The organism is Methanoregula sp., from assembly GCF_028712425.1.
GTDB lineage: Archaea > Halobacteriota > Methanomicrobia > Methanomicrobiales > Methanospirillaceae > Methanoregula.
In genome coordinates this window covers 61,390-86,471 of record NZ_JAQTQD010000010.1, presented here as the reverse complement: position 1 = coordinate 86,471, position 25,082 = coordinate 61,390, and the positions used below count along the sequence as shown (strand labels likewise).

Genomic DNA, 25,082 nt, shown 5'->3' with positions numbered 1-25,082 from the left:
ATTTTGAAATGTCCTCTCTCGTCGTAAAACAGGTATTCCGGAGGTGATTGGCGCACAGGAAGGAACCGGAGCAGGAACTGGATATCGCCCGTATCCATGGGGCCGGAGCCTGAATCGGAGCCCGGATCTCTGGGTTCGGTCGCACGAAACGTAAGTCTGCCTTAAGGCTGGGCAGCGATCTTATGTCTTTGATTTCAGCGCGGTTACCGGATCCGTTGAGTTGGGGGAATTTCCCCGGCATGATCCCCCGTGTTTTCTCATGGATCCGGGCAAAGTTAACGAAAAGTGTTTAAGTTACGGTTGTGAAGGTGTTACTATGAAGGACGGACTGCTTACTGAACGCCAGATGGAGGTACTCAGATACCGCAAGCAGGGACTGACCCAGCAGCAGATTGCTGACATCATCTCAACTTCGAAGGCCAATGTCTGCACGATCGAGAAGAGTGCGATGGAGAATATCCGCCGGGCAAAGGAGACACTCGAATTCCTGTACACGCTCGACGCAACGCATCTCTGTACGATCCCGTCCGGCACCGATCTCTTCAATGTCCCGTCCATCATCTTCGGGGAAGCCGAGAAGATCAATATCAAGGTAAAATACGATACCATCTCCCTCATCAACCGGCTGCGCGAGTCCCGGGCACAGGCCTGCAAGGCCCGGGTTGTCTGTGAAGATATCATCGTCTATATAACCGACCAGGGAGAGTTATATTTCGGGTAACAACAGGTGACATGCCTGTCATTGATGGTACCCCTCTCCTGAAATACTGGCATATATTTATATGCTATTTTCTACAATAATTATGGAAGCCGATAGGAGGTTATCCTCCCCGGATCTGCACATTCCCCCGACGGGGGTATGTCCGGTCCGGGAACGGCGGGACCATGCATCCGGACACTGGAGCGAATGTCCTGCCGTGGGAAAACCTTGATTGGTGGATCCCCGTGTAACAACGGGGGTATACCGAGAAGGAGTTGTGATTCGTCACAACAAGCTGACAGAGTGGGTCTGATCAGGCGCATGGGCGAACGTTCGTGCAACGAGCCCCCTCCTCATGAAACCATGGGGATGCGCCATTGTCAGGATCTTCTTTCGCGAGACAGGAATGCTGGTGCACACCGGCAGAGCGGCGGGATTGTATCCCCTGCGCAAATCCGATACGGGTGAAATTCGTCCGCAGTCAGCAGTGCAGCGTATCCAAAAAGGATCCCCTGATCTGCCTGGCCCGTCGTTTTCTCCCGTCGCGTGTTGGCATCCGGAACCTGCATAAGGTCTCCGGAGAGTCTCGGATGAATCTCTCAAACGTGTCGCAATGAGAACAACCTACACGCAAAAGTCAGGATGGATTAATACATGCCAAAAATCAACAGACCACGCCGTGGCTCTCTTGCATTCAGCCCGAGAAAGCGCGCAAAGAGCCACATCCCGAAATACCAGTCGTGGCCCTCAGTCGAGGGAGCACCGATCCTCCAGGGATTTGCCGGATATAAAGTGGGTATGACGCACGTTGTCATGGTGGACGACCACAAGAGCAGCCCGACCGAGGGCAAGGAGATCATGGTCCCCGTCACGGTCATCGAAGTCCCCGCCATGAAGGTAGCAGCGATCCGCGCCTACAGCAAGGACACCTACGGCAAACACGCGTTCACCGAACTCTGGGCAGAACAGCTCGACAGCGTCCTCGGACGAAGGATCAACCTGCCCGGAGAATACGACCGGGAGGCAGCTGTAAAGAAATTCTCGGACGCCGTTGCAGCAGGCAAGGTTGCCGAGATCTATGCCCTCGCCTACACCCAGCCGGCATCAATGTCCGGTGTACCGAAGAAAGTCCCCGACCTCATGGAGATCAAGGTCGGCGGTGCAGACATCAAGAAACTCTTCGAGTTTGCGCAGGGACTCCTCGGCAAGGAAGTCGGGTTAAACAACGTCATCCAGACCGGTGCCTATGCAGACATCACCGCAATCACCACCGGTAAGGGCACCCAGGGCGCCGTCAAGCGCTGGGGCGTTGCACTGCGCAAGCGCAAGCACGCGGTCGGCGGCAAGAAGCGCCATGTCGGTACCCTTGGACCCTGGAACCCGCACCACATCCGCTGGGAAGTCCCGCAGATCGGTCAGCTGGGGTACCAGCAGCGCACCGAGTTCAACAAGCGTATCCTCAAGGTCAGCGAGAACGCAAGCGAGATCACCCCCGCCGGTGGATTCCTCCACTACGGTGTGCTCAAGAACCCGTACGTGCTCGTCAAGGGGTCCATCCCCGGCCCGGTCAAGCGGCTGATCCGTATCAGGCCTGCAATCCGTCAGGGTGAACATGTCGTCAGGATGCCGACAATCCAGTATGTGAGCGTCCAGAGCAAGCAGGGATGATCAGAGATGAAAGCACAGGTTAAGTCAATTGATGGCGGTGTCGCAAAGGACATCGAACTCCCGGCAATCTTCTCCGAGGATTACCGCCCCGATCTGATCAAGAAAGCGGTCATGGCGCTCCAGAGCACCCGCAGGCAGCCCCACGGGACATACCCGTATGCAGGCATCTGCTCGTCAGCAGTCGGTTGGGGAAGCGGTCGCGGTTCATCCCACGTCCCCCGTATCAGGAACGGGTCCCGCGCAGCAAAGGTCCCGCAGGCAAAGGGCGGGCGTGAAGCACACCCCCCGAAGGTAGAGAAGGTCCTAGTCAAGGAGATCAACCAGAAAGAGAAACAGAAGGCATTCCGGTCAGCGGTTGCCGCAAGCATCAGCGCCGAGCTCCTCAGGAGCCGTGGACACGTCTTTGAAGGTGCAGTCCCGGTAGTTTTCGAGGACAAGTTCGAGACGCTTGGCCAGACCAAGGATGTCATTTCCGCTCTCACCGCAATCGGTATCTACAACGATATTGAGCGGGCAAAGGACAGCAGGAAAGTCAAGGCAGGGAGAGGCAAGATGCGTGGCCGCCGGTTCAAGCAGAGGAAGAGCCTCTTAATCGTCACCGCGGACAAGCCGCTCACCGCAGCCCGGAACCTCTCCGGTGTCGACGTTGTCACGGTCGACCAGCTGAATGTCGAGCACCTCGCACCCGGCATGCAGGCAGGTCGCCTGACGGTCTGGACCGAGGCAGCACTGACCCGCCTGGAGGGAAGGTAAATGACCCTCAAGTACCCGTTTGTCACGGAAAAGGCGATGGTCCTCTTAGAGAACCAGAGCAAACTCCAGTTCCTTGTAACCCGTGAGGCAACCAAGGACGACGTCAAACGCGAGATCGAGAAGTCCTTTGGCCAGAAGGTTAAGAGCGTTCGGACGCTCATGAACACCCACGGCCAGAAGAAGGCAATCGTGAGCTTTGAGAACGAGAAGGCCGCCGAGGAGATCCTCAGCCGGCTCGGAATAATGTAAGGTGGGAATCATGGGACATCGAATCACCACACAAGCCCGCGGAAGGGGAGGCCCGACATACCGTGCACCATCCCACCGGTACAAGGCTGAACTGAAGCACATCGGCGACGACACGCAGAAGATCACCGGGACAGTCATCGACATCGAGCACGACCCGGCACGGAACGGACCGATCGCCCTCGTAAAACTCGAAGACGGAAAGAAGGTCTACATGCTTGTTACCGAAGGCCTTGGCCTCGGGGACGTCGTGACCTGGGCCGCAACCGGGGAAATCAGGAACGGCAACACGCTCACGCTCGCAAACATCCCGACCGGTACCTACATCTGCAACATCGAGGCACGCCCGAACGATGGCGGCAAGTTTGTCCGCTCAACCGGGGTTCAGGCCGTTGTTGTTGACAAGGCCGAGGACCGCGTCGGCATCCGGATGCCCAGCGGCAAGACGAAATGGTTCAATGCACGCTGCCGGGCAACCATCGGCATTGTAGCCGGTGGCGGCCGCGTCGAGAAGCCGTTCGTCAAGGCAGGCAACAAGTACCACAAGATGCACAACACCGCAGCCACCTGGCCCCGCGTCCGTGGTGTCGCTATGAACGTCATCGACCACCCGTTCGGTGGCGGTGGACACCAGCACCCCGGCCGCCCGAAGACCATTGCACGCGGTACATCCCCCGGAAGGACTGTCGGACACATTGCAGCACGCAAGACAGGTAAGAGCAGGAAGTGATGGGTAAATGGCAGCACCAAAGAAGACTCAGAAAAGAATGCCAAGACGGCGTGAGGAGTTCACCTATCGCGGCTACAAGATCGACGAGCTCAAGGCGATGGGGATCTCCGAACTCCTCCCCCTGATGCCCGCCCGTCCGCGCCGCAAGATTACCCGCGGATTCTCCCGCGGTGAAGAAACCCTCCTCGCGAAGATCCGCGATGGCGACGAGAAGATCCGGACTCACCTCCGCGAGATGATCGTCATGCCCGAGATGATCGGGAAGACCATCGAGATCTACAATGGCAAGGAGTTTGTCAGGGTAGAGTTCCAGCCCGAGGCGGTCTTCCGCTACATCGGGGAATTCGCCCTGACAAGGAAGAGGGTTACTCACGGAAGCGCCGGTATCGGTGCAACCAGAGGCAGCAAGTATGTTCCGCTGAAGTGATGGTCATGGCACGCATTGATTATTCCAATAAAACAAAAGGCGACAATGTTGCGCGGGCCAAGGCCAACGAGCTGAACATGTCTCCCAAACACTCGATCGAGATTGCCGGGTTTATCCGGAACAAGAAGGTCAACGACGTAATCGCGTACCTGAACGATGTTGTCAGGCTCAAAAAGGCCGTGCCGTTCCGGTACTTCAACCGGAACGTTGCGCACAAGCGTGGCCTTCCCGGCAACTGGGATGCAGGACGCTACCCCGTCAAGGCCTCCAAAGAATATATCCGGCTCCTTGAATCGGTCAAGAAGAATGCGGAATATGTCGGTCTCGACCCGGAAAACCTCGAGATCATCCACGCAACCGCAAACCGCGGCCGTGCCCAGAAGGCATATTTCCCCCGCGCAATGGGAAGGGCAACCCCCAAGGTTCGCGAGTCCGTGAACCTCGAGATCATCGTCCGCGAGGTGGCATAATGGCAGTAGAGAGAAAATTCATCACCGAGGGTGTCAGGAAGGCCCGTGTCGAGAAGTACCTGTCCAAGGAACTGAAACGTGCAGGCTATGGCGGTATGGATATCGCCCGCACCCCCCTCGGGACCCAGGTCACGATCTTTGCCGAGAAGCCCGGTATCGTCATCGGTAAGGGCGGCAAGCTGGTCCACCAGCTCACCCAGGACCTTGCCCAGAGTTACGATATCGAATCCCCGCAGATCGAGGTCCAGCAGGTCAACAATCCCAGCTTCAACGCCCAGATCATGGCCGAAAGGCTCGCCAACGCTCTCGAGCGCGGCTGGTACTTCCGGAAGGCCGGAACCAGCATCATGCGCAGAGTCATGGAATCGGGTGCGCTTGGCTGCGAAGTCGTCATTGCCGGCAAACTCACCGGTGCCCGTGCACGCACCCAGAAGTTCACCGAAGGGTACATCAAGCACTGTGGTGAGCCGAGCAACACGATTGTCGAGAAGGGCTACGCGGTGGCCGTCAAGAAACTCGGAGTTATCGGCGTCCAGGTCAAGCTGGTCCCGGCTGGCGCGAAATTGCCCGACCACTTCTCCGTTATCGAACAGGAGAAGAAGCGACCCGCCCAGAATGCCAGTGTAACTCCGGTCAGCGATGCCGATACAGAAGAGCCGGCACTTCCCGATGAGGAATTCGCGGAGGAACAGTAATGGCACTATTCAGGGCCAAGGATGTCAAGCAGTTCTCTGACGTGGAACTGCAGGAAAACATGGGCAAGCTCCGGATGGAGCTCGTCCAGCACTACGGCAAGGTCAGTGCCGGCGGTGCGACCGAGAATCCCGGTCACATCCGCGAACTCCGGCGCACCATTGCCCGCATGATGACCGAGCAGAACCGCAGGAGAACTGCATGATCACTCCCCAGAATGTCCTCCGTCATGAACTGATCGGGATGGACATTCTGGTATCAGGAGCTGCAAATCCAGACCAGAGAGGACTTTCCGGCCGCGTCATCGATGAGACAAAGAACCTGCTCGTGATCGAGACCCAAAAAGGGGTGCGGCGCATTCAAAAGATGCACAGCATATTCCGGGTGCGCCTTCAAGGTGGGGAAATTGTTGAGATAGACGGTTCCGTGATGGTTCTGGCTCCTGAGAAGAGGATCAACCTGCACGAAAAGAAGAGGATACCATAATGGCACTTAACATTGGATTGGACGTCCCTGCACCACAGCAGGAATGCAAGGACGTTAATTGTCCGTTTCACGGCACTTTACCGGTGCGCGGCCAGGTGATCACCGGTAAAGTCGTGAGCGACCGCATGATGGGGACGGTCGTAGTTGCACGGAACTACATGCACTACGTCCGCAAATACAAGCGGTATGAAAAGCGAAGCTCGAAGCTCCATGCCCACAACCCTGCCTGTATCGGGGCAAAGGTTGGGGACATGGTGAAGATCGCCGAATGCAGGCCGCTGTCGAAGAGCACAACATTTGTCGTCGTGGAGGTGCAGAAGCCATGAAGGCAAAGCAGTCCAAGACGCCGAGGTCGCTCGCGACCGGGACGAGGCTTGCCTGTGCCGATAACACCGGTGCAAGGACAGTCCAGATCATCTCGGTCTTCGGGTACCACGGTGTCAGGCGCCGCCAGCCCAAGCTGGGCCTTGGCGATCTCTGTACAGCCAGCGTCCAGAAGGGCACGCCCGACATGCGCCGGAAACTGGTGCGTGCGGTCGTCATCCGCGCGAAGAAGGAGATGCGCAGGCCCAGCGGCATACGCGTTTCATTCGATGACAACGCTGTCGTAGTTGTTGACGAAAAGAACGAGCCGAAGGGGACCGAGATCAAGGGACCGGTGGCCCGCGAAGTTGCGGAGCGCTTCCCGAAGCTCGGCTCCATGGCAACAATCATTGTCTGAGGTGTGCACGATGGCAAGAATTGCAAGCGAACAGCCGAGAAAACAGAGGAAGGCACGCTACACGGCACCCTCTCACGTGAGGACCAAGTTCCTCAATGCACCGCTTTCAGATGCACTGAAAGAGCAGTACAAGAAGAAGACGCTGCGCGTCACCAAGGGTGACACCGTCAAGGTGACCCGCGGTGACTTTGCGGGAAGCGAAGGCGTTGTTGATGGAGTGGACACGGTAACATCAAAGATCATCGTCCACGGCGTTTCATCAACCAAGGCAGATGGGACCGAAGTGCCCCGCGCAATCGACCCCTCCAACGTCCAGCTGACCAAGCTCAAGCTTGATGACAAGCGCCGCGTTGAAAAACTCGGGGAGGCCTAAACCATGTCAGATCACCTGAAGCGACTCAACGCACCGGAATCCTGGCACATTGCCAAGAAGGCCAACAAGTTCATCACCAAGACCGCACCCGGCCCGCACAACGCGAACGCGATGCCGATTGCCGTCTGGCTCCGTGACCACATGAAGCTTGCACGGAACATGAAAGAGGTCAAGCAGATCCTCGGCCAGAAGGATGTCATCATCAACGGGCGGCCCTGCCGTGACCCCAAGATGGGTATCGGCATCTTTGATATCATTGCCCTGCCGAAGACCAACAAGTACTACCGTATCCTTCGCGATAAAAACGGCCGGCATGTATCGGTCGAAGTAGATTCCGAAGCAGCCAAGACCCGCCTCTGCAAGGTCAAAAACAAGACCACCATTACCGGTGGCAAGGTCCAGCTGAACTTCCGCGACGGTGCGAACATCCTTGCGGATAACACTTACAAGTCGGGCGATTCCGTTGTTGTCTCGCTTGAGCCCGAGACCCGGTTCAAGATTGTTGACCACTTCCCCTTCGTTGTTGGCAACATGGCGATGATTATCGGGGGCAAGCACTCCGGGAATGTCGCACGGATCGTCGACATCGTCAAGATGCCCGGCTCCGTCCCGAACAAGATCATCCTCCAGGACGAGAAGACCGGAACCAAGTTCGACACGATCGCACCGTACATCTACATGGTAGGAAAACAGACGCCCGCGATAGCGAAATGGGGGCATGAAGAATGACCGCGATGCGTGATATCTACATCGACAAGGTTGTTGTCCACATGGGTGTCGGCGAGGCCGGCGACAAGCTCGTGAAAGCCGAGAACATCATGAAGGCGATCACGAAGCAGACGCCGATCCGGAGCATTGCCAAGAAGACCCAGCCGGCCTTTTCCGTCAGGAAAGGCATGCCTATCGGCTGCAAGGTCACCCTCCGCGGTCAGCCCGCCCGCGATTTCATCGCAACTGCGCTTACCATCGTCCAGAAGACGATCTTCGAGAGCCAGTTCGACAAGAGCGGTAACTTCTCATTCGGTATCGAGGAGCACACGGACTTCCCCGGACAGTCCTATGACCCGCAGATCGGTATCTACGGCATGGATGTCAATGTTGTGCTCGAACGCAGAGGCATACGGATCACCCGCAGGCGGATGGCGCAGAAGAAACTCCCGGCAAAGCAGCGTGTCAGCAAGCAGGATGCGATCGCGTTCCTCAAGGAAAAATACCAGGCAGAGGTGCGGTAATGGCTGGAGAAAGAAAGAAAGTCTACGGCCGCGGTGCAAACGAGTGCAAGATGTGCGGCCGCAAGCAGGGGCTTGTTCGCAGGTACCACATCATGTTCTGCAGGCAGTGTTTCCGCGAGTGGGCCCAGAAGATGGGCTTTAAGAAAATGAGCTGAGGAGTTGAGCAGGAATGTCACGAACAAATACCATTGCAGACGGAATGTGTACCCTGAAAAATGCAGGTGACACCGGCAAGTCCGTATGCGTTATCGAACCCGCAAGCAAGCTCCTCGGCGCGATGCTTCGCATTATGCAGGACGCCGGGTATATCGGCGGTTTCGAGTTCATCGAGGATGGCAGGGGTGGACAGCTCAAGGTCACCTTAAACGGCAGGATCAACCGCTGCGGTGCCATCACCCCGCGGTTCTCCGTCCAGCTGGACGAGATGGAATACTGGGAGAAGCAATACCTCCCCGGCAAGAACTTCGGTCTCCTGATGCTCTCGACCTCCCGTGGCGTTATGTCCCACGAGCAGGCCAGGAAAGAGGGCATCGGTGGCGAACTGCTCGGGTACGTGTACTAGAGGTGTGACGATGACAGCAGCACGTAAGGTAACAATTCCCGACGGCGTCAAAGCACAGCTTGAAGGTACCCGGCTTACAATCACCGGTCCCAAGGGACAACTGGCGAGGAATGTCCGCTTTCCCCAGGTCACGGTAACCTGTGACGGCAAGGAAGTCACCATCGCCACGGAATCCAAAAGAAAAGAGATCACCTCGATGGTCGGCACCCTTGAGGCGCACACCAAGAACATGGTCCGCGGCGTCAGCGAGGGCTTCGAATACCGCATGAAAGTGGTGTACAGCCACTTCCCCATCCAGCTCAAGGTCCAGGGCAGCAAGCTTGAGATCGCCAACTTCCTTGGCGAAAAGAAGGCACGGTATGCACGCATCGACAATGGTGTCACGGCAAAGGTTGCAAACGATGAGATCATCCTCACCGGCATCGACCGCGAACTGGTCGGCAACTCCGCTGCCAATATCGAGCATGCGACCCACATCCGCAACCGCGATCCGCGTGTCTTCCAGGATGGCATTTACATGGTCCAGAGGGGTTGAAGGAAATGGCAACAGAAGTGAAACGGTTAATCCGGGTACGCGTTGAGAAAGGCGCAAGCTTCAAGCGCGACGGATACGGCAAGAAACGCCAGCTCTCCGACTCCTGGAGAAAGCCCCGCGGCCTGCACAACAAGCAGAGGAAGCAGAAGAAGGCAAAGGGCGCCCTGCCCAAGCCTGGCTTCGGCAGCCCTGTAGCCGTACGCGGCATGCACCCGAGCGGATTCTTTGAGGTTCTTGTCTCCACGGCAAAGGAACTCGAGGGACTCGATCCCAAGACCCAGGCAGTCAGGATCTCTGCAACTGTCGGCGACAAAAAACGTGTTGCCCTCCAGGAAGCAGCACTTGCTGCCGGTCTTAAGGTGCTTAACGCCCGCACAGTGAAGGCCAAGGCAAAGAAGGCCCCGGCCAAGAAGGAAGACGCTAAGGACGCAGGCAAAAAGAAGGAAGAGAAGAAGCCCGCGGCATCCAAGGCAAAGGCCCCTGTAAAGAAGGAAGCTAAGAAGGAGCAGCCGGCACCGAAGGCTGAAGAGAAGAAGGCACCTGCCAAGAAAGCAGCAGCAAAGCCCAAGGCAGAGGAGAAGGCAGCACCGGCAAAGAAGCCTGCTGCAAAGCCCAAGTCAGAAAAACCTGCCGGGGCAAAGCCCGAGAAGAAGGCACCTGCCAAGAAGCCTGCAAAGTCCGGGGTGAAGAAGAATGAGTGACGTTGCAGGCCAGAAACGCATTGCAGCGGCGATCCTGAAGTGCGGTATCAACCGTGTCTGGTTCGATCCGACCCGCATCTCTGACATCGAGAACGCCATCTCGCGCGAGGACTTAAAGGGCCTCATCACCGAGGGCGTTATCAAGGCACGCCAGAAGAAGGGTGTCAGCCGCGGCCGTGCACGCGCACGGATTGCGCAGCGATCCTACGGCCACCGGAAAGGCGCAGGCAGGAGAAAGGGTGCGGCAGGTGCCCGCAATCCCAGCAAGACCGCATGGGTCCAGAAGATCCGCGCGATCAGGAAAGTGCTCGTTGAACTCCGCGCAGCCGGTACAATCGACCGGCACATGTACCGCATCCTTTACCGGAAAGCGGCCGGCGGACAGTTCAGGAGCGTTGCGCACATGAAGGCGCAGATGGAGATCCTCGCAGGGAGGATGAAGTAACATGGCAACAGGATCACGGTATTTTGTCCCCTTCCGGAGACGGCGGGAAGGCAAAACCGATTACTACCAGCGGACGCGGCTTGTCGTCGCAGACGTACCCCGGATGGTCGTCAGGAAGACAAACCGGCACATCATTGTGCAGCTCGTCACGGCTGAGATGGACGGCGACCGTACCCTCGTAGCTGCAAACTCGAAAGAACTCGAGCAATACGGATACAAGGGATCGACCTCGAACACCCCCGCGGCATACCTCACGGGCATGCTCTTTGCCGTCAAGGCAAAGAAGGCCCAGCAGGACAGCGCGATCCTCGACATCGGGCTCAACCGGGCAACCCCGGGCGCCCGCGTCTTTGCAGCCCTGAAGGGTGCTGTGGACGCCGGTCTCGATATCCCCTACGGTGAGGACATCCTCCCCTCGGAAGACCGGCTCAAGGGTGCGCACATCGCGGCATACAACAAGAATGCCGGCGATATCGTCGCGATCGTTGAACAGGTGGCAGCAGCCATAAAGAAGGAGATGGCATAACATGGCATACGAACGAGAAGAATGGCAGCCGGTCACCGGTCTTGGCAAGCTCGTTGCCGCAGGCGAGATAAAAAGCATCGATCAGGTCCTTGAGAGCGGAAGGCCCATCAAGGAACCCCAGATCGTTGATTATTTCCTCCCTGACCTCGAGGACCAGGTCCTCGACATCTCCATGATGCAGCGCATGACTGACTCGGGCCGCCGTGTCCAGTTCCGCGCCGTTGTCATTGTCGGCAACCGCAACGGGTACATCGGCTTTGGCCAGGGCAAGGACGTCCAGGTCGGCGATGCCATCAAGAAGGCGATTGTCAAGGCAAAGATGAACCTCGTCAAGGTCCGCCGTGGCTGTGGCAGCTGGGAATGCGGCTGCAATGCAGCCCATTCAATCCCGATGCAGGTCACCGGGGTTGCCGGCAGCGTCAAGGTCACCCTCAAGCCCGCACCGCAGGGTATCGGGCTTGTCACTGGTGACATCAGCAAGAAGGTACTCGAACTCGCCGGCATCAAGGATGCCTGGACCTTTGCACGCGGACAGACCCGCACAACCATCAACTTTGCTAAGGCCACCTTTGACGCACTCAGGGCCACGAATAAGATCAGGACCGGGAGGGTACAGTAAATGTACGCCGTCGTTCAGGTCCGCGGCGTGGTAAAGACCCGCCAGGACATCAAGGACACCTTAAAGATGCTCCGCCTGCACCACATCAACCACTGCGTCCTCATCCCGGACACTCCCGAGAACCTCGGCATGATCCGGAAAGTCAAGGACTACGTGGCCTTTGGTGAAGTGGACGCAGCAACGGTCGAGACCCTTCTCCAGACCCGCGGCAGGGTCATCGGCGATGCCCCGCTCACGGACGAGTATGTCAAGTCCAACTCGACCTATGGCGGCATTGCAGACTTTGCAAAGGCACTTGCCAGCGGGGAGACAAAGCTGCGCGACATGCCGGGCTTAAAGCCCGTGCTGCGCCTGCACCCCCCGCGCAAGGGATACAAGACCACCAAACGTACCTTCCCCCAGGGAGGAGCGCTTGGCTATTATGGGCAGGAGATCAATACTCTCCTCTATAAGATGAGGTGAAAAGGATGCCAACCAACAAGCGTTCAAAATTCCGCGGCTCGCGGACATGCGGTGGCGGCACTCACAAGAACCGGCGCGGCGCAGGAAACCGCGGCGGCCGGGGGCGTGCCGGCATCAACGCCCACCACTTTGTCAGGTGGTACAAGGAGATGGGAGGCCCGGTATTTGGCAAGGACGGCTTCTGCAACCAGACTGCTGTCGACGTTACTACCATTGACGTCGGCGCGCTGGACCAGATCGTGCCCTCGCTCCTTGCGCAGGGAATCGCCAAAAAGGAAGGGGATGCGATCGTGATCAACACCGCTGATATGGGGATCGAAAAAGTCCTCGGCAGCGGAAAGGTCACGCAGAAGATCAACGTCTCCGCAGCGGCCTTCTCTGAAATTGCGAAAGCAAAGATTGAAAAGATGGGCGGGAAAGCCCAGGTTGTAGAATAACACAATAGTATTTTTTTGGTGAAACCATGGGAGACCTGCTGGATCGAATGGAACCCCTGCTCGCTGCGATGCCCGCAGTCAAGAGCCCGGAGGGCCACGTCCATTTCAAAAACAAACTGATCTGGACTGTGGGAATCTTAGTCCTGTATTTTGTCCTCACGAACATCCCGGTCTTCGGACTGTCCCCGGACAGTGCGGACCTTCTCGCTGCCTACCGTGCACTCCTTGCCGGGGCAAGCGGTTCGATCGTCCACCTCGGTATCGGGCCGATCGTCACGGCATCCATCGTGCTCCAGCTCTTAAAAGGTGCAGACATCCTGCACATCGACACGAGCGATACGCGCGGGCAGGTCATGTACATGGGTCTCCAGAAGATGCTCATCATGGTCATGATCGTTATCGAGGCCGCCCCGAATATCATCGGGGGATTCATGCAGCCCGATGCGATCATCGCAAGCCAGTTCTTTGGCGGCAACCTCTTTGCAGTATCTCTCCTCATCTTCATCCAGATCTGTATCGGCGGTGTCCTCATCTTCCTCATGGATGAAGTGGTGACCAAATGGGGTATCGGTTCCGGTGTCGGTCTCTTCATCATTGCCGGTATCTCCCAGGCGCTCGTCAACGGTTTCATCAGCTGGGCCAGCATCCAGGACCAGTACCCGGTTGGTTTCTTCCCCCGCCTTGTCGCCATCGGCCTTGACGGCGGGAATTACCTTGCCTATTTCGGTTCCGACATGCTCGCCTTCGTCACCACCATCGCCATCTTCCTTGTCATCGTGTACGTGGAATCCACCCGGATCGAGATCCCGCTGGCCCACGCACAGATCCGTGGTGCACGCGCACGGTTCCCGGTAAAACTCATCTATGCCAGCGTCCTGCCGATGATCCTCGTGATGGTGATCCTGGCAAACATCCAGATGGTGGGGATGTTCCTCTCGAATGTCGGGATTACGACGCTCGGGACGTTCAGCGGTTCCACCCCGCAGGACGGAATCATGTACTTCCTTGCCCCGATCAACGGGCCGACCGACTGGATGTGGTGGACAACGGATCTCGGCCACGCCCCATGGGAGGTGCTATTACGTCTTGGCATCAATATCTCATTCATGGTGGTCGGAGGGGCGGTCTTCGCGCTCTTCTGGATCAAGACTGCCGGGCTTGACAGCAAGGATGTTGCCCGCCAGATCCAGATGTCCGGTATGTCCATCCCCGGCTACCGCCGGAACCCGCAGGTACTCGAGAAGTACCTTGACCGGTACATCCCCCGCGTGACGATCATCGGTGGTGTCTTCATTGGTTTGCTCAGTGTTGTTGCAAACCTCTTTGGTGTCATCGGCTCGGTCAGCGGGACCGGTCTCTTGCTTGCGGTGAGTATCACTTATCGTCTCTACGAAGAGATAGCAAGCCAGCAGATCATGGAGATGTACCCGTTCATGCGGACATTCTTTGGAAAAGAGTGATTCAACAAGGAAAGGGACAAGGATGGAAGGAAAGAAGGTTATCATCACCGGTGTTCCCGGCGTCGGGAAGACCACGGTCGTCAACGAAGCACTAAAGAAACTGAAAAGCGAGGGCATCGAGTACCAGTCCCTCAACTTCGGCACGTTCATGTTCGAGGTTGCAAAGGCGGACAATATCGTCAAGGACCGGGACCAGATGCGCACGCTGGACCGCGCTGTCCAGAAGCGTCTCCAGCAGAAGGCCGGCCAGGCCATTGCCAAAATCTCGGGCAATGTCCTGATCGATACCCACGCGTCCGTCAAGACGCCCAAGGGCTATCTTGCCGGGCTTCCCGAATGGGTCCTTCGCGAGATCATGCCCGATATCATTGTGCTTGTTGAGACCGATGATGACCAGATCCTCATGCGGAGGCTCACTGACGAGACGCGGTCCCGGGATAAGGAAGGATCGCGCTCAATCGCAGAGCACCAGCAGTTCAACCGGTCGATTGCAGCGGCATACGCGATGCTGACCGGCTGTACCATCAAAATCATCACCAATGCGGATTTCCTGCTCGAACGTTCGGCAGCAGATCTGGCAGACGTTCTCCGGTGAATCCATGAATTTCAAAAAGTTCTGGGACGAGTACAACCTCTGGATCACCTTCGGGTTCATGTTCCTCATGATGTGGGCCTACACCGTCGAGTGGCTCCGTGTCGGGGTCGGACAGGCAATCGATACCCTGTTTGCCCCCCTGCTCGTCACGTTCGGCATCCCGTTCTATGTCCTGATCATCATCCTGTCGGCACTCACCGGTCTCTACTCTTCGATCGTCCAGAAATACACGATCGATTATGACAAGATGACCGAGTCGCAGGAGCGGATGAAGGAGTTCCAGAAGGAGTACCGCGAAGCAACGCTCTCTCAGGACGAGAAGAAGATCAAGAAACTGGATGCCAAGAAGGACCGGATGATGAAGGACCAGCTCGAATTGTCCCAGCAGCAGTTCAAGCCCATGACCTACATTCTCGTCCTCTCGGTCCCCATCTTCTTCTGGCTGCTCTACCGGCTCGGGCAGACAACGGCGACCATCACGATGCCCTATTTCGGCACCGTTGACCTGAATGCAGCAATTGTCTGGATTATTCCGGCCTGGATTCTCTGGTACATGATCTGCTCCATCACGCTCTCGCAGGTCATCAGGAAGGCCCTCAACATTGGGGGCGTCTGATGCGGATCACCGTGAGCGGGTTGCCCGGGAGCGGGACAACCTCCCTCTCACGGTACCTTGCAGAGCGTCACGGGTTTACCATGATCTCGGCGGGGGAGGTCTTCCGCCAGCTGGCAAAAGAGCATAACATGGAGCTTGCCCGGTTCGGGGACCTTGCCCGGAATGATCCGAGCTACGACAAGATGATCGACGCACGCCAGAAAGAGATCGCCGAGGCAAGCGACAATATCGTTATCGAAGGAAGGCTCTCGGGCTGGATGGTTGACAATGCCGACCTGAAGATCTGGATCTATGCCCCCATCGGGTGCCGGATCAAGCGCATCGCGTTCCGGGACCAGGTAGGGGATGAAGAGACAGCAAAAGGCCTCACGCTGGAGCGCGAGCAGTGCGAAGCGGACCGGTATCGCTCCTATTATGACATCGATATCAACGATCTTTCGATCTATCATATCATCCTCAACTCCGAACACTGGGATGTTGACGGCCTTGGCGCTATCATCGATACCGCCATCGCCCGGCTGAACCCGGTCAAGTAATACAAGCAAATCGTTCTTTTCGGCAATCCGTGCATCTGCTTGCCGGACAGGTGTTTTTTCATGGTTCTGGTTTCTCCAGAGAGTTTTTCTGGAAAAAGCACGGTAACTATACACGAAAGAATGACTGCTCAGGATGACGGCATTGTCGTCCGTCTCGTGGAAAACTGGAACCCTGACGAGATTGTCCAGCTCTACCAGGCCGGCGGGTGGTGGAAGGATGACTACGATCCTGCATCCCTGCCGGAACTGATAAAGAAGAGTTTTGCTTTTGCCATTGCCATCGACCAGCAGACCGGGAAGGCCGTTGGCATGGGGCGGGTCATCTCGGACGGGATCTCGGACGGGTATATCCAGGATCTCGTGGTCCTCCCGTCCTGCCGGAACAGGGGGATCGGAAAAGAGATCGTTGCCACCCTGGTGCAGAAATGCACGGAATCCGGGATCACCTGGATCGGGCTTGTTGCGGAACCGGATAGCGAGATGTTTTACCGGCCGCTGGGATTCCATCGCATGGAGGGGCATGTCCCCCTGCTGTGGAAGGGAGGCCACTGATGCTCCGGCAGGATGACTTCCGGCCGGTCACCTTTGCAGACCGGGCGTTCTTCGGGAAGCTTTACGCAGTCTACCCGCAGCGCCACTCGGACAACACGTTCACCAACATGGTCTGCTGGAACCATTTCGCGGGCTATACCTTCGCGTACGTGGGGAAGAACCTCATCCTTGCAAGCACCATCGATGGCGTGACACGGTTCCGCCCCCCCATCGGCCCCCGGAACCCGGCACTCCTGCGATCCCTGATCCGGCTCGCGTCTGACGTCAGCGACAATGAACCGATTGTTTTGATTGATCCGGACACCGCCGTTTGGATGCGCGAGGTCTGCCCGGGAATCAACCTTGTGCCCGACCGCAACCATTTCGAGTACGTGTACCAGGCAGCCGATCTTGCCGAACTGCCCGGGGGAAATTACCTCACCATCCGGCGCCAGCTCAACAAGTTCCGGAAGAACTGTGCCAGCACGGTTGAACCGATCTCGGAGAACAACTGGGACGATGTAAAGCGGTTCCTGATCGAGTGGTGCGAATGGAAAGGCTGCGAGAGCGGGGACCCGGTCCTTGCAAACGAGAAAGAAGCCGTCTTTTTTGCCATCGACCACATGAAAGACCTCGCGCTCAGGGGACTTGCGATCCGGGTCTCATCGAAGATCGGGGCCATTTCCCTGTACGAACCCATGACGGGCGATACCGCTCTTGTGCATTTCGAGAAAGGGCTTCCCGATTGCGATGGCATCTACAAGGCAATCAACAGTGAAACCGCTGCACGTCTCGCGAAAAAATTCACCTATATCAACCGCGAGAGTGACCTTGGTGTACCGGGTCTCCGCGAGGCCAAGATGCGTTACCACCCGCACCACATGGTGGAAGTCTGTTCGATGAAACGCGACTCCTGATTGGTCATTCAAAAAGAAGAGAGAATCAGATTCCTGCCAGTTTGAGGATACCGGAGCTGATGAGGTTTACGGCAATAGCGGCAAGGAACATGCCCAGTACTTTTCCCATGATGTCCGTGACAACCTCGCCAAGCACCCGCTGGATCAGTTCTGAATAATAGAGGATAATCCAGGTTGCAAGGAGCGCGAGCGTTATGGCGACAAAGGGGATGAGAAATCCGTAATCCTTCGAGAGGAGCATAACGGTTGTGATAGCGCCCGGCCCGCAGAGAAGCGGCGTCCCGATGACAACGCCTGCGGCACTTTTGGCATGTCCCTTGGAATGCCCCAGCTCGATGCCCAGGGCTTCCTGGATGCCGAGCAGGAAGAGGAGGACCCCTCCCGCGATCTGGAAGCTGGGGATACTGAGGCCGAGGATATCGAAGATGACCTGGTTGAAGACAAGGAAGAGGTACATCAGGCTGCCGGCAACCGCAACGGCTATGAATGCCTGCTTGTGGATCTCGGCCGGTGACTGCCCCCGGGTCATCGCCGAGAAGATCGGCACCGAAATGAGCGGGTCCAGGATAATGAACAGGGTCGCAAACGCGTAGAGGATGCCGGAGATATCGTCCATTGTGGCTCTTAGCTGAATAATACGCATTTCGTGCGGATAAACATGGGTGGTAATCCTCTTAGCCGGGCCCGACGCCGGGGGCTTGCATCATCCATAAATTATAATATCCATGCCTGCCATGTTCCAGTAAGGCGGGCCCGGCTCCCCGTGATGGGGTGGCGGGACTGCATGGGTGAACCCTCATGGCAAAGACTGTAAAACCGGTAAAGAAAGGTGCTGCAAAGAAGGCTGCAAAACCCGTTGCGACAAAGAAGAAATCCCCAGCACGGGCAGTGAAAAAAACCGTTGCAGGGAAAAGAGCACCAGCAGCGAAGGCAACAACGGCCAGGAAGAAGCCGGCAGTGAAAGGTACCGGGAAAAAACCGGCAGGAAAGAAATCCCAAAAGGTGACCCGGTACTGCTGCACGCTGTGCGGGTATGTCTACTCGCCGCTTATCGGAGAACCCCATAACGGCATCCCCCGGGGCACGCCGTTTGAAGACCTGCCGGACACGTATGTCTGTCCCATCTGCGGCCAGCAGGGAAAGGGGAAGATCGGGAAATGGGGCTTTGAGGAATGGAAGCCAACACGCTACCTCTGTTCCATGTGCAACTATGTCTATGACGAAAAGCGCGGGGAGCCGCACCGCGGGATAAAACCCGGGACAAAATTCGACGATCTCCCGGATGATTATACCTGCCCGGTCTGTGCCCTTGACCCCAAGATCAGTCTCCTGTTTGGCAAGGTCCGGAAAAACGGGTTTGAACCACTGATGATCTGAACTCCCGAACCTTTTTTGTTGTCTGCCATCCGACATCTTCCTGTGATCCACTCCACCGGAAGAGTATCTTTAAAAAAAACGCACGAACTTATAATCTTAAACATCCATCCTTCATTGTAAAGACAACGACGGCAGGTGAGGAGACACCGGATGCAGACCATACAGGATCCTTCCATGTTCCAGAAACGGCAGGCACTGGCAGCCTTTCTCCATGTCGACCAGGAGGTTCTCCAGGAATCCAAAGGGAACCTCTACGGTTTCCGGGCGTTTTTCCACGGCAATGACGAGGCCTACCTCGTCCTCACCGATTCGGAGGCGACGCGGGCTGCAGAGCATGCGGTATCGGAAAAGCTCTGGCTGATCTGCCTTGAAACACTCTTTGCCTATTTTGATATCGATGCCTACCCCTCGGACGTGCTGGGGAAGATGAAGACAAAGGAGATCCGCCGGGTCAACGAGGAGCTCAAAACACTCATCTACAACACCGCCGGCATGGATACCCTGCGACAGAAGATGCTGTCCTTCGGCAACCGGAAGAACCTTCTTGCCGATTACGACCAGGCAGAGAATATCCAGGACGGCTACTTCATCTACCGGCTGTACTGATTCCCCGGCCCTCCTCTCGATCCTCTAGTGTCTGCACTTCCAGCACCGGCTCTGCCACCATTCCGCCAGGACAAATCTATAAACCTCCCCGCGGTTTACTTTGTTCTGTATGGCACCGATTACATCGTTTTCCCAAAACCCGGCCGCATGGGGCCGCCCCCTGCTCCTGCTCACGGTTCTCTGTGCCGTCTCCGTGATGCCCGTTGCGTCTGCGTACAGCTACAGCGAGGATTACGAAGGCTATCTCGGGGAGACCATTGCTCTGCACGGGATCTCCTATTCCGGTGATACCATTTACCTGTTCATGACCGGTCCCGGTCTCCCGGCAAACGGAGCGCCCCTGACGGACCCGACCAAGCGGGCCGACCAGGGATATAATACGATGGTTGACCTTGCCAGCGACCAGACCTGGTCGTTTAAATGGGACACGTCAAAACTCGAGCGCACGATCGATCCCGGGACCTATTTTGTGTATGCAGTCAATGCACAGGCAGATGCCTCAAGCCTTGAAGGGCACAGCTACCAGACGCTGAGCGTGTACCTCAAGGACGGAGCCCTCTCAAAGGACCGGGTCAGTACCGGTGCGAAGTACACGCTCAACCTCCTGGATGATGATCCGACCGTTGTGACAACAGCAACCACCGTCCCGCCAACAACACCACCGGTAACGACAATCCCTGAGACAACGGTTGTTACGACGAGCGTGCCACCTGCACCGGCTGCGACAAAGTCGCCCCTTGCCCCGCTCCTCGTGGTCACTGCAATTGCAGCAGGAGCGCTGTATGCCCGCTGCCGGCAGAACCGGTAACTGCCGGTGAGGCATCCCCCACAATACCATTTCCCGAAGACCGTGACCGCAGGTACACGCGGGAAGAAGAACTGCAAGGTATTATTTACCCTCGTGTGAATGATACTATGAGTCGTATGGATATACCGTCGGTTTTGGACAAGGCGCATCGCCAGATGAAAGTCGGGCGCTACGATGATGCGATATCCCTGTATGACCAGGTCCTCGAGATCGACCCGAACAATACCACCGCCCTGGAGAACAAGGGCAGGATCTACTATGATCTCGGGCGGCACGAGGATGCTATTGCCAGTTACGACAAGGCAATCGTTATCAATCCCGGCCTGGTCTCGGTCTGGTTCGAGAAAGGGTATACACTCCGCAAGATACGCCGGTACGACGAGTCCATCCAGTGCTTTGACCGGGCCCTTGCCCTCGACCCGGGGTACACCTTTGCCATCGCCAATAAAGGATATTCCCTCAATGAGCTGGGAAGGCATGAGGAAGCGATTGTCTGCTTCGACAAGATCCTCGAGGAGAGCCCGAAGAACATCCGTGCCATGACCGGAAAGGGCATTGCCCTGCGGGAACTCGGGAAAAACGAGGAGGCCCTCGCATATTTCGATAAGGCAATCGGGCTTAATCCCATCAACTCCTTTGTCTGGTACAATAAGGCCATCGCCCTGCGTAACCTCGGGCGGATAAAAGAAGCTGACGAGGCGATCCGGGTCGTCAACCTTCCCCAGGGCCCGTGGAAACGGTGAAACGGAAGGGCGGGGATAAAACTTTTTTTTGGGATCGAAGAAGTCCGTCAGGACTTCGAGATAGAGAAGGGAGGCGGAGCCGACCTTCGAATGTCGAAGAATTACTGCGAATTCTTCTCCTGGTTGGGGTTCTTCGAATCCTCACCAACTCGAAGAAATCTGATGAATTTCTTCTCGAACTCAAACTTCGCTGCGCGAAGTTCTTCGTTAAAAAAAATTAAATGAGTTTAAAGATTGGGTGGCTTTCTGCCTTGCACTCGATCCCGAGCTGGCGGGTTGCCTCGAGGACGGTGATGTCCGTGTAGGCCTGTGCGGTGATCATTGCTTCAACGTTCTCGATGGGTCCGTACATGATAAGGTCTGCACCGAGGGTGGAGGCAATCATGTTGCAGCCAATATCGGGTGCGGACCATGCGGCCTGCTTGATGCCCTCAATACCGCCAAGGTAGTGGTGGGACATCTGCTTGAGGAGGACATCCTTGCCCTCGTATCCTGCTGCAAGCTGTGAGGGGGTCTTTGAGGTACCCTTCCAGCGCTTGAGCCAGGTCCAGGAGACGGTCATGTTGTGGTATGCGCCACCGGTCGGGTAGCCGTGGATTGCCTTGCAGGCAAGGATCTCACGGTACGAGCCGCCGCTTCCAAGGCCGAGCGGGGTTGCTGCAGTGTCGAGGATCGGGCGCGTGATACCGCAGTACTCTGCAATCTCGAGCATACCCTTGGTCTGACCTGCAACGCCGCCCTCTACGAGCACCTTCTCCCTTCCTGCGACCGAGGGGTCGGCAGGGTTGAAGGCGAGGACGATAGCTGCATCGACGTCACTGTTCTTGAGTGCCTCGATGCTCTCGGGCAGGATTGACCCGTTGATCGAGTTGTAGATCGCACGCTTTGCAAGACCGACTTCGGTCACGTACTTGCAGGCGTGGGCAAGTGCCGCAGGCACTGATGAGTCCATCAGGAACGCGGTCTTGTTGTCGATCGAGTCGAACCAGCTGAAGTAGCTCTCGAACGCTTCGCCGTATTCCGCGATGATCTGGATGAAGTGCGGGATGCCGGTTGCATCAGAGAGGACCTGGCAGCGGTTCCAGAGAGCCTCTGCCTTTGCCTTGTCGATCTTGCCAGTCTTGTCATCAAGCACGCACTCGTGCTTGTTGTAGAAGATTGAGGCACCCAGTACGGTCGGGTACTCGCCAGGCTGTCCACCAATCATGGTGCCGTTGAAGTCCCAGACGCTCTGTTCTTTTTCGAATCTGAACATGTTCTATTACACCTCCATTATACCATTGCCATTAATTTCTGGAACAGGAACAACAGCATGATAAATACCATAACGCCTGCCATCAGGCCGTACAGTATACCGATATCCCGTCCGATCTTTCGTCCAACACGCTGTGCAACTTCCGCATCCACGAACTCGAGTTTCTTCTCGATCTTGTCGAGGCGTTTCTCGATCTCGAGGAACTGGGGGTTAGCACTTGCGGCGCCTACTTCCTGCCCACCGGCAGCTTCCTTGACTTCGACGACCATGGCATCGGCAGAGAACGCACCCGGGTCTTTCGCCTTGAGTTCGTTGATCTTTGCCTTGACTGCACCGACATCTTCGGTTTCCATGATGTTGACGATCTCAACCTGTTCCTGGAAGCGCTTGATGTTGACGTCAGTGAGGTTCTCGATGAAGGGAATAGCACCTTCAGCGCCGATGACCCTACCTTCCTTGACCCCGTTCTTGTGGAGTGCAGCGAAGGTCTGGCCGGAGAGGTGACCCTTGACTTCAGTACCGACGAAGAGGACGAACCTGATATTGGGGTTGGCGATAACGTTGGCGATGACCTTTTCGAGACCGAGGTTTTCAGTCTTACAGGATCCGCAGAGTGCCGCGCCGGCATCGCAGATACCCTGTTCGTCAAGGTGTGAACCCATGGTGACGACAGCCACCGGGCTGTTTGCGTCTCCTGAGTGGAAGTCACCCTTGATGAGTGGCCAGCCACTTGCTGGTGATTTCTTGTCTACCATCTTGTTCACCTCATCCCACCAGTACTACAGGCAGCACGATCAGGATCAATGCAAGGAGTAACCCTGCCGTGAACCCGACTAAACCGCTTGCGGTGACTGCCGAGTCAATCTTGTTGGTCCTGGCGAGGATCTGCGACTTGTAGCGGATGTTCTCCACCATGTTCTCGATCGCCACCATCCTGACCGGTCCGGTTGATTTTGCTTCTTCTGCCATCTTTTTCACCCCAGCATGAGTAATCCGACCAGGGCAAACGAGACGATCAGACCGATCATCAGGCCTTCGATCTTACCTGCATAGACCCCGGCGGCAAACTTGTCCCGGTATCCGATATCCGTCACCATCTTCTCGATGACTTTCATGCGGGCAGTGATCAGTGCCATCTCGCCAGAGAGCGGACGGGCTTCCCCGCCAGCTTCTTCGGCCCCACCGGCAGCTTCCTTGACTTCGACGACCATTGCATCGGCAGCGAACGCACCCGGGTCTTTAGCCTTGAGTTCGTTGATCTTGGCCTTGATAGCGCCGAGATCTTCGCTTTCCATGATGTTGACGATCTCAACCTGTTCCTGGAAGCGCTTGATGTTGACGTCAGTGAGGTTCTCGATGAAGGGAATAGCACCTTCAGCGCCGACGACCCTACCTTCCTTGACCCCGTTCTTGTGGAGTGCAGCGAAGGTCTGGCCGGAGAGGTGACCCTTGACTTCAGTACCGACGAAGAGGACGAACCTGATATTGGGGTTGGCGATAACGTTGGCGATGACCTTTTCGAGACCGAGGTTTTCAGTCTTACAGGATCCGCAGAGTGCCGCGCCGGCATCGCAGATACCCTGTTCGTCAAGGTGTGAACCCATGGTGACGACAGCCACCGGGCTGTTTGCGTCTCCTGAGTGGAAGTCACCCTTGATGAGTGGCCAGCCACTTGCTGGTGATTTCTTGTCTGCCATGTTAGACCACCTTGATCATCTGGAATGCGATGATTCCTGCAATGAGTAATCCGACTGCAAGACCATACCAGAACGAAGTGATAGTACCGCCGATTGCAAGGCCGCTCTCCCTATTCGGGAACGAGGCCAGGAGGTTGCCTTCTCCTGAGAGCATGTTGACGAGGTCGTCACTGGTTGCTTCAAGGACTGCGACCTTCTCAATGACCGGTGCGAGTGATTCTCCTGCCGAGGTCACGACACCGATTACGGGGTCGGCAACAAGGCCGAATTCCGGGAGTACAATTACGTATCCCATGTTAGTGTCCCTCCACTTCAGGAATCGGTTTTGCATCGAGCCATGCTGCTGCATCGCGCTTCGAGAGCACCATGTATTCCTTGTAGGTGTATACCCAGCCGATGATCGCGATGAGCAGCGAGATGATTGCCGATCCCGTGCTGATTAAGGCAAAGGACATGATGGCTGCTGCGATCATGGAGAGGAACCCGCACTCTGCGGTGAGCATGAGCATGCGGTCCTGCTGCCAGCCGGGTCCGAGGCACGCGTTGAACGGGTGCTGGATTGCAATTGCCCCGAGCAGGAATGCGACCGCAATCAGGCATCCCCCGAGGAATGACTGTTCGTGGGTCAACAGGGTCATACCCATGACGGTTACGTGTCCTGTTGTCAGGCCTGCAAAGGTGAACCCGCCGGTGATGAGTGCTGCAAAACCCATAAGGGTCAGTGCACCGACAACTGCCATCTCGGTCAGTGACTGGACCATGGCCGGGATCTTCATGTTCAGGATGTTGTTGGAAACATACCCGAGGATGAAACCGATAACGGCTGCAAGGACTGCTGCCACGATCGGCGCATAGAAGCCGAACTTGGTAGCAAGCAGCATGGCGATAACTCCCGAGCCGAATGCGATCATACCTGCCGAGGGCACACCGGTACCGATACCGTAACTGCACAGTACCTTGATGGTGTGGCTTCCCCAGATCAATGCCGCGATCACCGCAAGGCCGCCGAAGAATGAGAACATCTCGGTGGAGGTGAGCACATTGAGGTAGGTCAGGTAGAGACAGACGAGTGTGCTGACAATACCCGCAATCATAATCTTATTGTGCGGGATGCCGCCTTCAATTACTTCAACTTTTACTGTCATCTTCAACACC

General features: G+C 56.6%; 41 protein-coding genes. 34 read left to right on the top strand and 7 right to left on the bottom strand.

Annotated features, from left to right (window positions below; genetic code table 11):
• The first annotated feature begins 316 nt into the window (after positions 1–316).
• From PHF39_RS07360 to PHF39_RS07215, 30 genes are all read left to right on the top strand, one after another.
• A complete protein-coding gene (locus tag PHF39_RS07360) occupies positions 317–721 on the top strand; it encodes a Tfx family DNA-binding protein (RefSeq protein WP_015286610.1) in 405 nt (134 codons plus the stop codon).
• Positions 722–1,354: 633 nt separating this feature from the next.
• Positions 1,355–2,368 carry a 50S ribosomal protein L3 gene (locus tag PHF39_RS07355; RefSeq protein ID WP_300222356.1) on the top strand — a complete coding sequence of 338 codons (1,014 nt, stop codon included), beginning with the start codon at positions 1,355–1,357 and terminating at the stop codon, positions 2,366–2,368.
• 6 nt (positions 2,369–2,374) lie between these two features.
• Positions 2,375–3,121 carry a 50S ribosomal protein L4 gene (gene rpl4p, locus PHF39_RS07350; RefSeq protein ID WP_300222353.1) on the top strand — a complete coding sequence of 249 codons (747 nt, stop codon included), beginning with the start codon at positions 2,375–2,377 and terminating at the stop codon, positions 3,119–3,121.
• Positions 3,122–3,370: a 50S ribosomal protein L23 gene (locus PHF39_RS07345; RefSeq protein WP_292415964.1), complete on the top strand. Its 249-nt coding sequence runs from the start codon at positions 3,122–3,124 to the stop codon at positions 3,368–3,370.
• 10 nt (positions 3,371–3,380) lie between these two features.
• On the top strand, positions 3,381–4,097 hold the full coding sequence (locus PHF39_RS07340) for a 50S ribosomal protein L2 (RefSeq protein WP_300222349.1): 717 nt from the start codon (positions 3,381–3,383) through the stop codon (positions 4,095–4,097).
• A gap of 7 nt (positions 4,098–4,104) precedes the next feature.
• The gene (locus tag PHF39_RS07335) at positions 4,105–4,524 is read left to right on the top strand and encodes a 30S ribosomal protein S19 (RefSeq protein WP_300222344.1); all 420 of its coding nucleotides are present in this window, start codon (positions 4,105–4,107) and stop codon (positions 4,522–4,524) included.
• Positions 4,525–4,529: 5 nt separating this feature from the next.
• On the top strand, positions 4,530–4,994 hold the full coding sequence (locus PHF39_RS07330) for a 50S ribosomal protein L22 (protein WP_300222341.1): 465 nt from the start codon (positions 4,530–4,532) through the stop codon (positions 4,992–4,994).
• Positions 4,994–5,689, top strand: a complete 696-nt coding sequence (locus PHF39_RS07325) for a 30S ribosomal protein S3 (protein ID WP_300222339.1) — start codon at positions 4,994–4,996, stop codon at positions 5,687–5,689. The genes PHF39_RS07330 and PHF39_RS07325 overlap by 1 nt, the downstream gene beginning before the upstream one ends.
• Positions 5,689–5,892, top strand: a complete 204-nt coding sequence (gene rpmC, locus PHF39_RS07320) for a 50S ribosomal protein L29 (RefSeq protein WP_292415974.1) — start codon at positions 5,689–5,691, stop codon at positions 5,890–5,892. The genes PHF39_RS07325 and rpmC overlap by 1 nt, the downstream gene beginning before the upstream one ends.
• A complete protein-coding gene (locus tag PHF39_RS07315; protein WP_300222336.1) occupies positions 5,889–6,173 on the top strand; it encodes a ribonuclease P protein subunit in 285 nt (94 codons plus the stop codon). Before rpmC ends, PHF39_RS07315 begins: the two co-directional genes overlap by 4 nt.
• Positions 6,173–6,499, top strand: coding sequence for a 30S ribosomal protein S17 (locus tag PHF39_RS07310; protein WP_300222333.1), 327 nt, complete (start codon positions 6,173–6,175; stop codon positions 6,497–6,499). Before PHF39_RS07315 ends, PHF39_RS07310 begins: the two co-directional genes overlap by 1 nt.
• Entirely contained in the window at positions 6,496–6,894 is a 399-nt protein-coding gene (locus PHF39_RS07305; RefSeq protein WP_300222330.1) for a 50S ribosomal protein L14, read from the top strand. The genes PHF39_RS07310 and PHF39_RS07305 overlap by 4 nt, the downstream gene beginning before the upstream one ends.
• Positions 6,895–6,904: 10 nt before the next feature.
• Complete coding sequence (gene rplX / locus PHF39_RS07300) at positions 6,905–7,267, top strand: 50S ribosomal protein L24 (RefSeq protein WP_300222327.1); 363 nt, start codon at positions 6,905–6,907, stop codon at positions 7,265–7,267.
• Positions 7,268–7,270: 3 nt separating this feature from the next.
• Positions 7,271–7,996, top strand: coding sequence for a 30S ribosomal protein S4e (locus PHF39_RS07295; protein ID WP_300222325.1), 726 nt, complete (start codon positions 7,271–7,273; stop codon positions 7,994–7,996).
• Positions 7,993–8,499 (top strand): 50S ribosomal protein L5, encoded by a 507-nt coding sequence (locus PHF39_RS07290; protein ID WP_300222322.1) that lies wholly within the window; start codon positions 7,993–7,995, stop codon positions 8,497–8,499. Before PHF39_RS07295 ends, PHF39_RS07290 begins: the two co-directional genes overlap by 4 nt.
• A complete protein-coding gene (locus PHF39_RS07285; RefSeq protein WP_015286595.1) occupies positions 8,499–8,654 on the top strand; it encodes a 30S ribosomal protein S14 in 156 nt (51 codons plus the stop codon). The genes PHF39_RS07290 and PHF39_RS07285 overlap by 1 nt, the downstream gene beginning before the upstream one ends.
• 14 nt (positions 8,655–8,668) lie before the next feature.
• Positions 8,669–9,061 (top strand): 30S ribosomal protein S8, encoded by a 393-nt coding sequence (locus PHF39_RS07280; RefSeq protein WP_300222317.1) that lies wholly within the window; start codon positions 8,669–8,671, stop codon positions 9,059–9,061.
• A 10-nt stretch (positions 9,062–9,071) separates the two neighbouring features.
• Positions 9,072–9,596, top strand: coding sequence for a 50S ribosomal protein L6 (locus PHF39_RS07275; protein WP_300222315.1), 525 nt, complete (start codon positions 9,072–9,074; stop codon positions 9,594–9,596).
• A gap of 5 nt (positions 9,597–9,601) precedes the next feature.
• A complete protein-coding gene (locus tag PHF39_RS07270; RefSeq protein ID WP_300222312.1) occupies positions 9,602–10,297 on the top strand; it encodes a 50S ribosomal protein L32e in 696 nt (231 codons plus the stop codon).
• The gene (locus PHF39_RS07265) at positions 10,290–10,742 is read left to right on the top strand and encodes a 50S ribosomal protein L19e (RefSeq protein ID WP_300222309.1); all 453 of its coding nucleotides are present in this window, start codon (positions 10,290–10,292) and stop codon (positions 10,740–10,742) included. Before PHF39_RS07270 ends, PHF39_RS07265 begins: the two co-directional genes overlap by 8 nt.
• Before the next feature lies 1 nt (position 10,743).
• On the top strand, positions 10,744–11,268 hold the full coding sequence (locus tag PHF39_RS07260) for a 50S ribosomal protein L18 (protein WP_300222306.1): 525 nt from the start codon (positions 10,744–10,746) through the stop codon (positions 11,266–11,268).
• 1 nt (position 11,269) lies between these two features.
• Positions 11,270–11,887, top strand: coding sequence for a 30S ribosomal protein S5 (locus PHF39_RS07255; protein WP_300222303.1), 618 nt, complete (start codon positions 11,270–11,272; stop codon positions 11,885–11,887).
• Positions 11,888–12,349, top strand: coding sequence for a 50S ribosomal protein L30 (locus PHF39_RS07250; RefSeq protein WP_300222300.1), 462 nt, complete (start codon positions 11,888–11,890; stop codon positions 12,347–12,349).
• 5 nt (positions 12,350–12,354) lie between these two features.
• Positions 12,355–12,786, top strand: a complete 432-nt coding sequence (locus PHF39_RS07245) for an uL15 family ribosomal protein (RefSeq protein WP_300222297.1) — start codon at positions 12,355–12,357, stop codon at positions 12,784–12,786.
• Between the two features lie 26 nt (positions 12,787–12,812).
• Positions 12,813–14,246: a preprotein translocase subunit SecY gene (gene secY, locus PHF39_RS07240; protein WP_300222293.1), complete on the top strand. Its 1,434-nt coding sequence runs from the start codon at positions 12,813–12,815 to the stop codon at positions 14,244–14,246.
• Positions 14,247–14,268: 22 nt separating this feature from the next.
• Positions 14,269–14,841, top strand: a complete 573-nt coding sequence (locus PHF39_RS07235) for an adenylate kinase (RefSeq protein WP_300222290.1) — start codon at positions 14,269–14,271, stop codon at positions 14,839–14,841.
• Positions 14,842–14,845: 4 nt separating this feature from the next.
• A complete protein-coding gene (locus tag PHF39_RS07230; protein WP_300222287.1) occupies positions 14,846–15,457 on the top strand; it encodes an EMC3/TMCO1 family protein in 612 nt (203 codons plus the stop codon).
• A complete protein-coding gene (gene cmk / locus PHF39_RS07225; RefSeq protein WP_300222285.1) occupies positions 15,457–15,993 on the top strand; it encodes a (d)CMP kinase in 537 nt (178 codons plus the stop codon). The genes PHF39_RS07230 and cmk overlap by 1 nt, the downstream gene beginning before the upstream one ends.
• A 120-nt stretch (positions 15,994–16,113) precedes the next feature.
• Positions 16,114–16,545, top strand: a complete 432-nt coding sequence (locus tag PHF39_RS07220; protein ID WP_300222282.1) for a GNAT family N-acetyltransferase — start codon at positions 16,114–16,116, stop codon at positions 16,543–16,545.
• Complete coding sequence (locus PHF39_RS07215) at positions 16,545–17,441, top strand: phosphatidylglycerol lysyltransferase domain-containing protein (RefSeq protein ID WP_300222279.1); 897 nt, start codon at positions 16,545–16,547, stop codon at positions 17,439–17,441. The genes PHF39_RS07220 and PHF39_RS07215 overlap by 1 nt, the downstream gene beginning before the upstream one ends.
• A 25-nt stretch (positions 17,442–17,466) precedes the next feature.
• Here PHF39_RS07215 and PHF39_RS07210 read toward each other — a convergent pair whose 3' ends face one another.
• Positions 17,467–18,057: a MarC family protein gene (locus PHF39_RS07210; RefSeq protein ID WP_300222276.1), complete on the bottom strand. Its 591-nt coding sequence runs from the start codon at positions 18,055–18,057 to the stop codon at positions 17,467–17,469.
• A 182-nt stretch (positions 18,058–18,239) separates the two neighbouring features.
• On the opposite strand from PHF39_RS07210, the gene PHF39_RS07205 reads away from it, so the two are divergent.
• From PHF39_RS07205 to PHF39_RS07190, 4 genes are all read left to right on the top strand, one after another.
• The gene (locus PHF39_RS07205; RefSeq protein ID WP_300222273.1) at positions 18,240–18,818 is read left to right on the top strand and encodes a rubredoxin; all 579 of its coding nucleotides are present in this window, start codon (positions 18,240–18,242) and stop codon (positions 18,816–18,818) included.
• Positions 18,819–18,968: 150 nt separating this feature from the next.
• Positions 18,969–19,424, top strand: coding sequence for a hypothetical protein (locus PHF39_RS07200; RefSeq protein ID WP_300222270.1), 456 nt, complete (start codon positions 18,969–18,971; stop codon positions 19,422–19,424).
• A gap of 109 nt (positions 19,425–19,533) precedes the next feature.
• On the top strand, positions 19,534–20,232 hold the full coding sequence (locus tag PHF39_RS07195) for a hypothetical protein (protein WP_300222267.1): 699 nt from the start codon (positions 19,534–19,536) through the stop codon (positions 20,230–20,232).
• Between the two features lie 116 nt (positions 20,233–20,348).
• Positions 20,349–20,975, top strand: a complete 627-nt coding sequence (locus PHF39_RS07190; protein WP_300222264.1) for a tetratricopeptide repeat protein — start codon at positions 20,349–20,351, stop codon at positions 20,973–20,975.
• Between the two features lie 217 nt (positions 20,976–21,192).
• On the opposite strand, the gene mtrH is transcribed toward PHF39_RS07190, so the two are convergent.
• The 6 genes from mtrH to mtrC are packed head-to-tail and all read right to left on the bottom strand — an operon-like array spanning position 21,193 to position 25,072.
• On the bottom strand, positions 21,193–22,230 hold the full coding sequence (mtrH, locus tag PHF39_RS07185) for a tetrahydromethanopterin S-methyltransferase subunit H (protein WP_300222261.1): 1,038 nt from the start codon (positions 22,228–22,230) through the stop codon (positions 21,193–21,195).
• A 17-nt stretch (positions 22,231–22,247) separates the two neighbouring features.
• Positions 22,248–22,985 (bottom strand): tetrahydromethanopterin S-methyltransferase subunit A, encoded by a 738-nt coding sequence (gene mtrA / locus PHF39_RS07180; RefSeq protein WP_300222258.1) that lies wholly within the window; start codon positions 22,983–22,985, stop codon positions 22,248–22,250.
• 10 nt (positions 22,986–22,995) lie between these two features.
• Positions 22,996–23,199: a tetrahydromethanopterin S-methyltransferase subunit F gene (locus PHF39_RS07175; protein ID WP_300222256.1), complete on the bottom strand. Its 204-nt coding sequence runs from the start codon at positions 23,197–23,199 to the stop codon at positions 22,996–22,998.
• Positions 23,200–23,204: 5 nt separating this feature from the next.
• A complete protein-coding gene (gene mtrA / locus PHF39_RS07170) occupies positions 23,205–23,927 on the bottom strand; it encodes a tetrahydromethanopterin S-methyltransferase subunit A (protein ID WP_300222254.1) in 723 nt (240 codons plus the stop codon).
• A 1-nt stretch (position 23,928) separates the two neighbouring features.
• On the bottom strand, positions 23,929–24,222 hold the full coding sequence (gene mtrB, locus PHF39_RS07165; RefSeq protein ID WP_300222251.1) for a tetrahydromethanopterin S-methyltransferase subunit MtrB: 294 nt from the start codon (positions 24,220–24,222) through the stop codon (positions 23,929–23,931).
• A 1-nt stretch (position 24,223) separates the two neighbouring features.
• On the bottom strand, positions 24,224–25,072 hold the full coding sequence (gene mtrC, locus PHF39_RS07160) for a tetrahydromethanopterin S-methyltransferase subunit MtrC (protein ID WP_300222248.1): 849 nt from the start codon (positions 25,070–25,072) through the stop codon (positions 24,224–24,226).
• Positions 25,073–25,082: the final 10 nt, after the last annotated feature.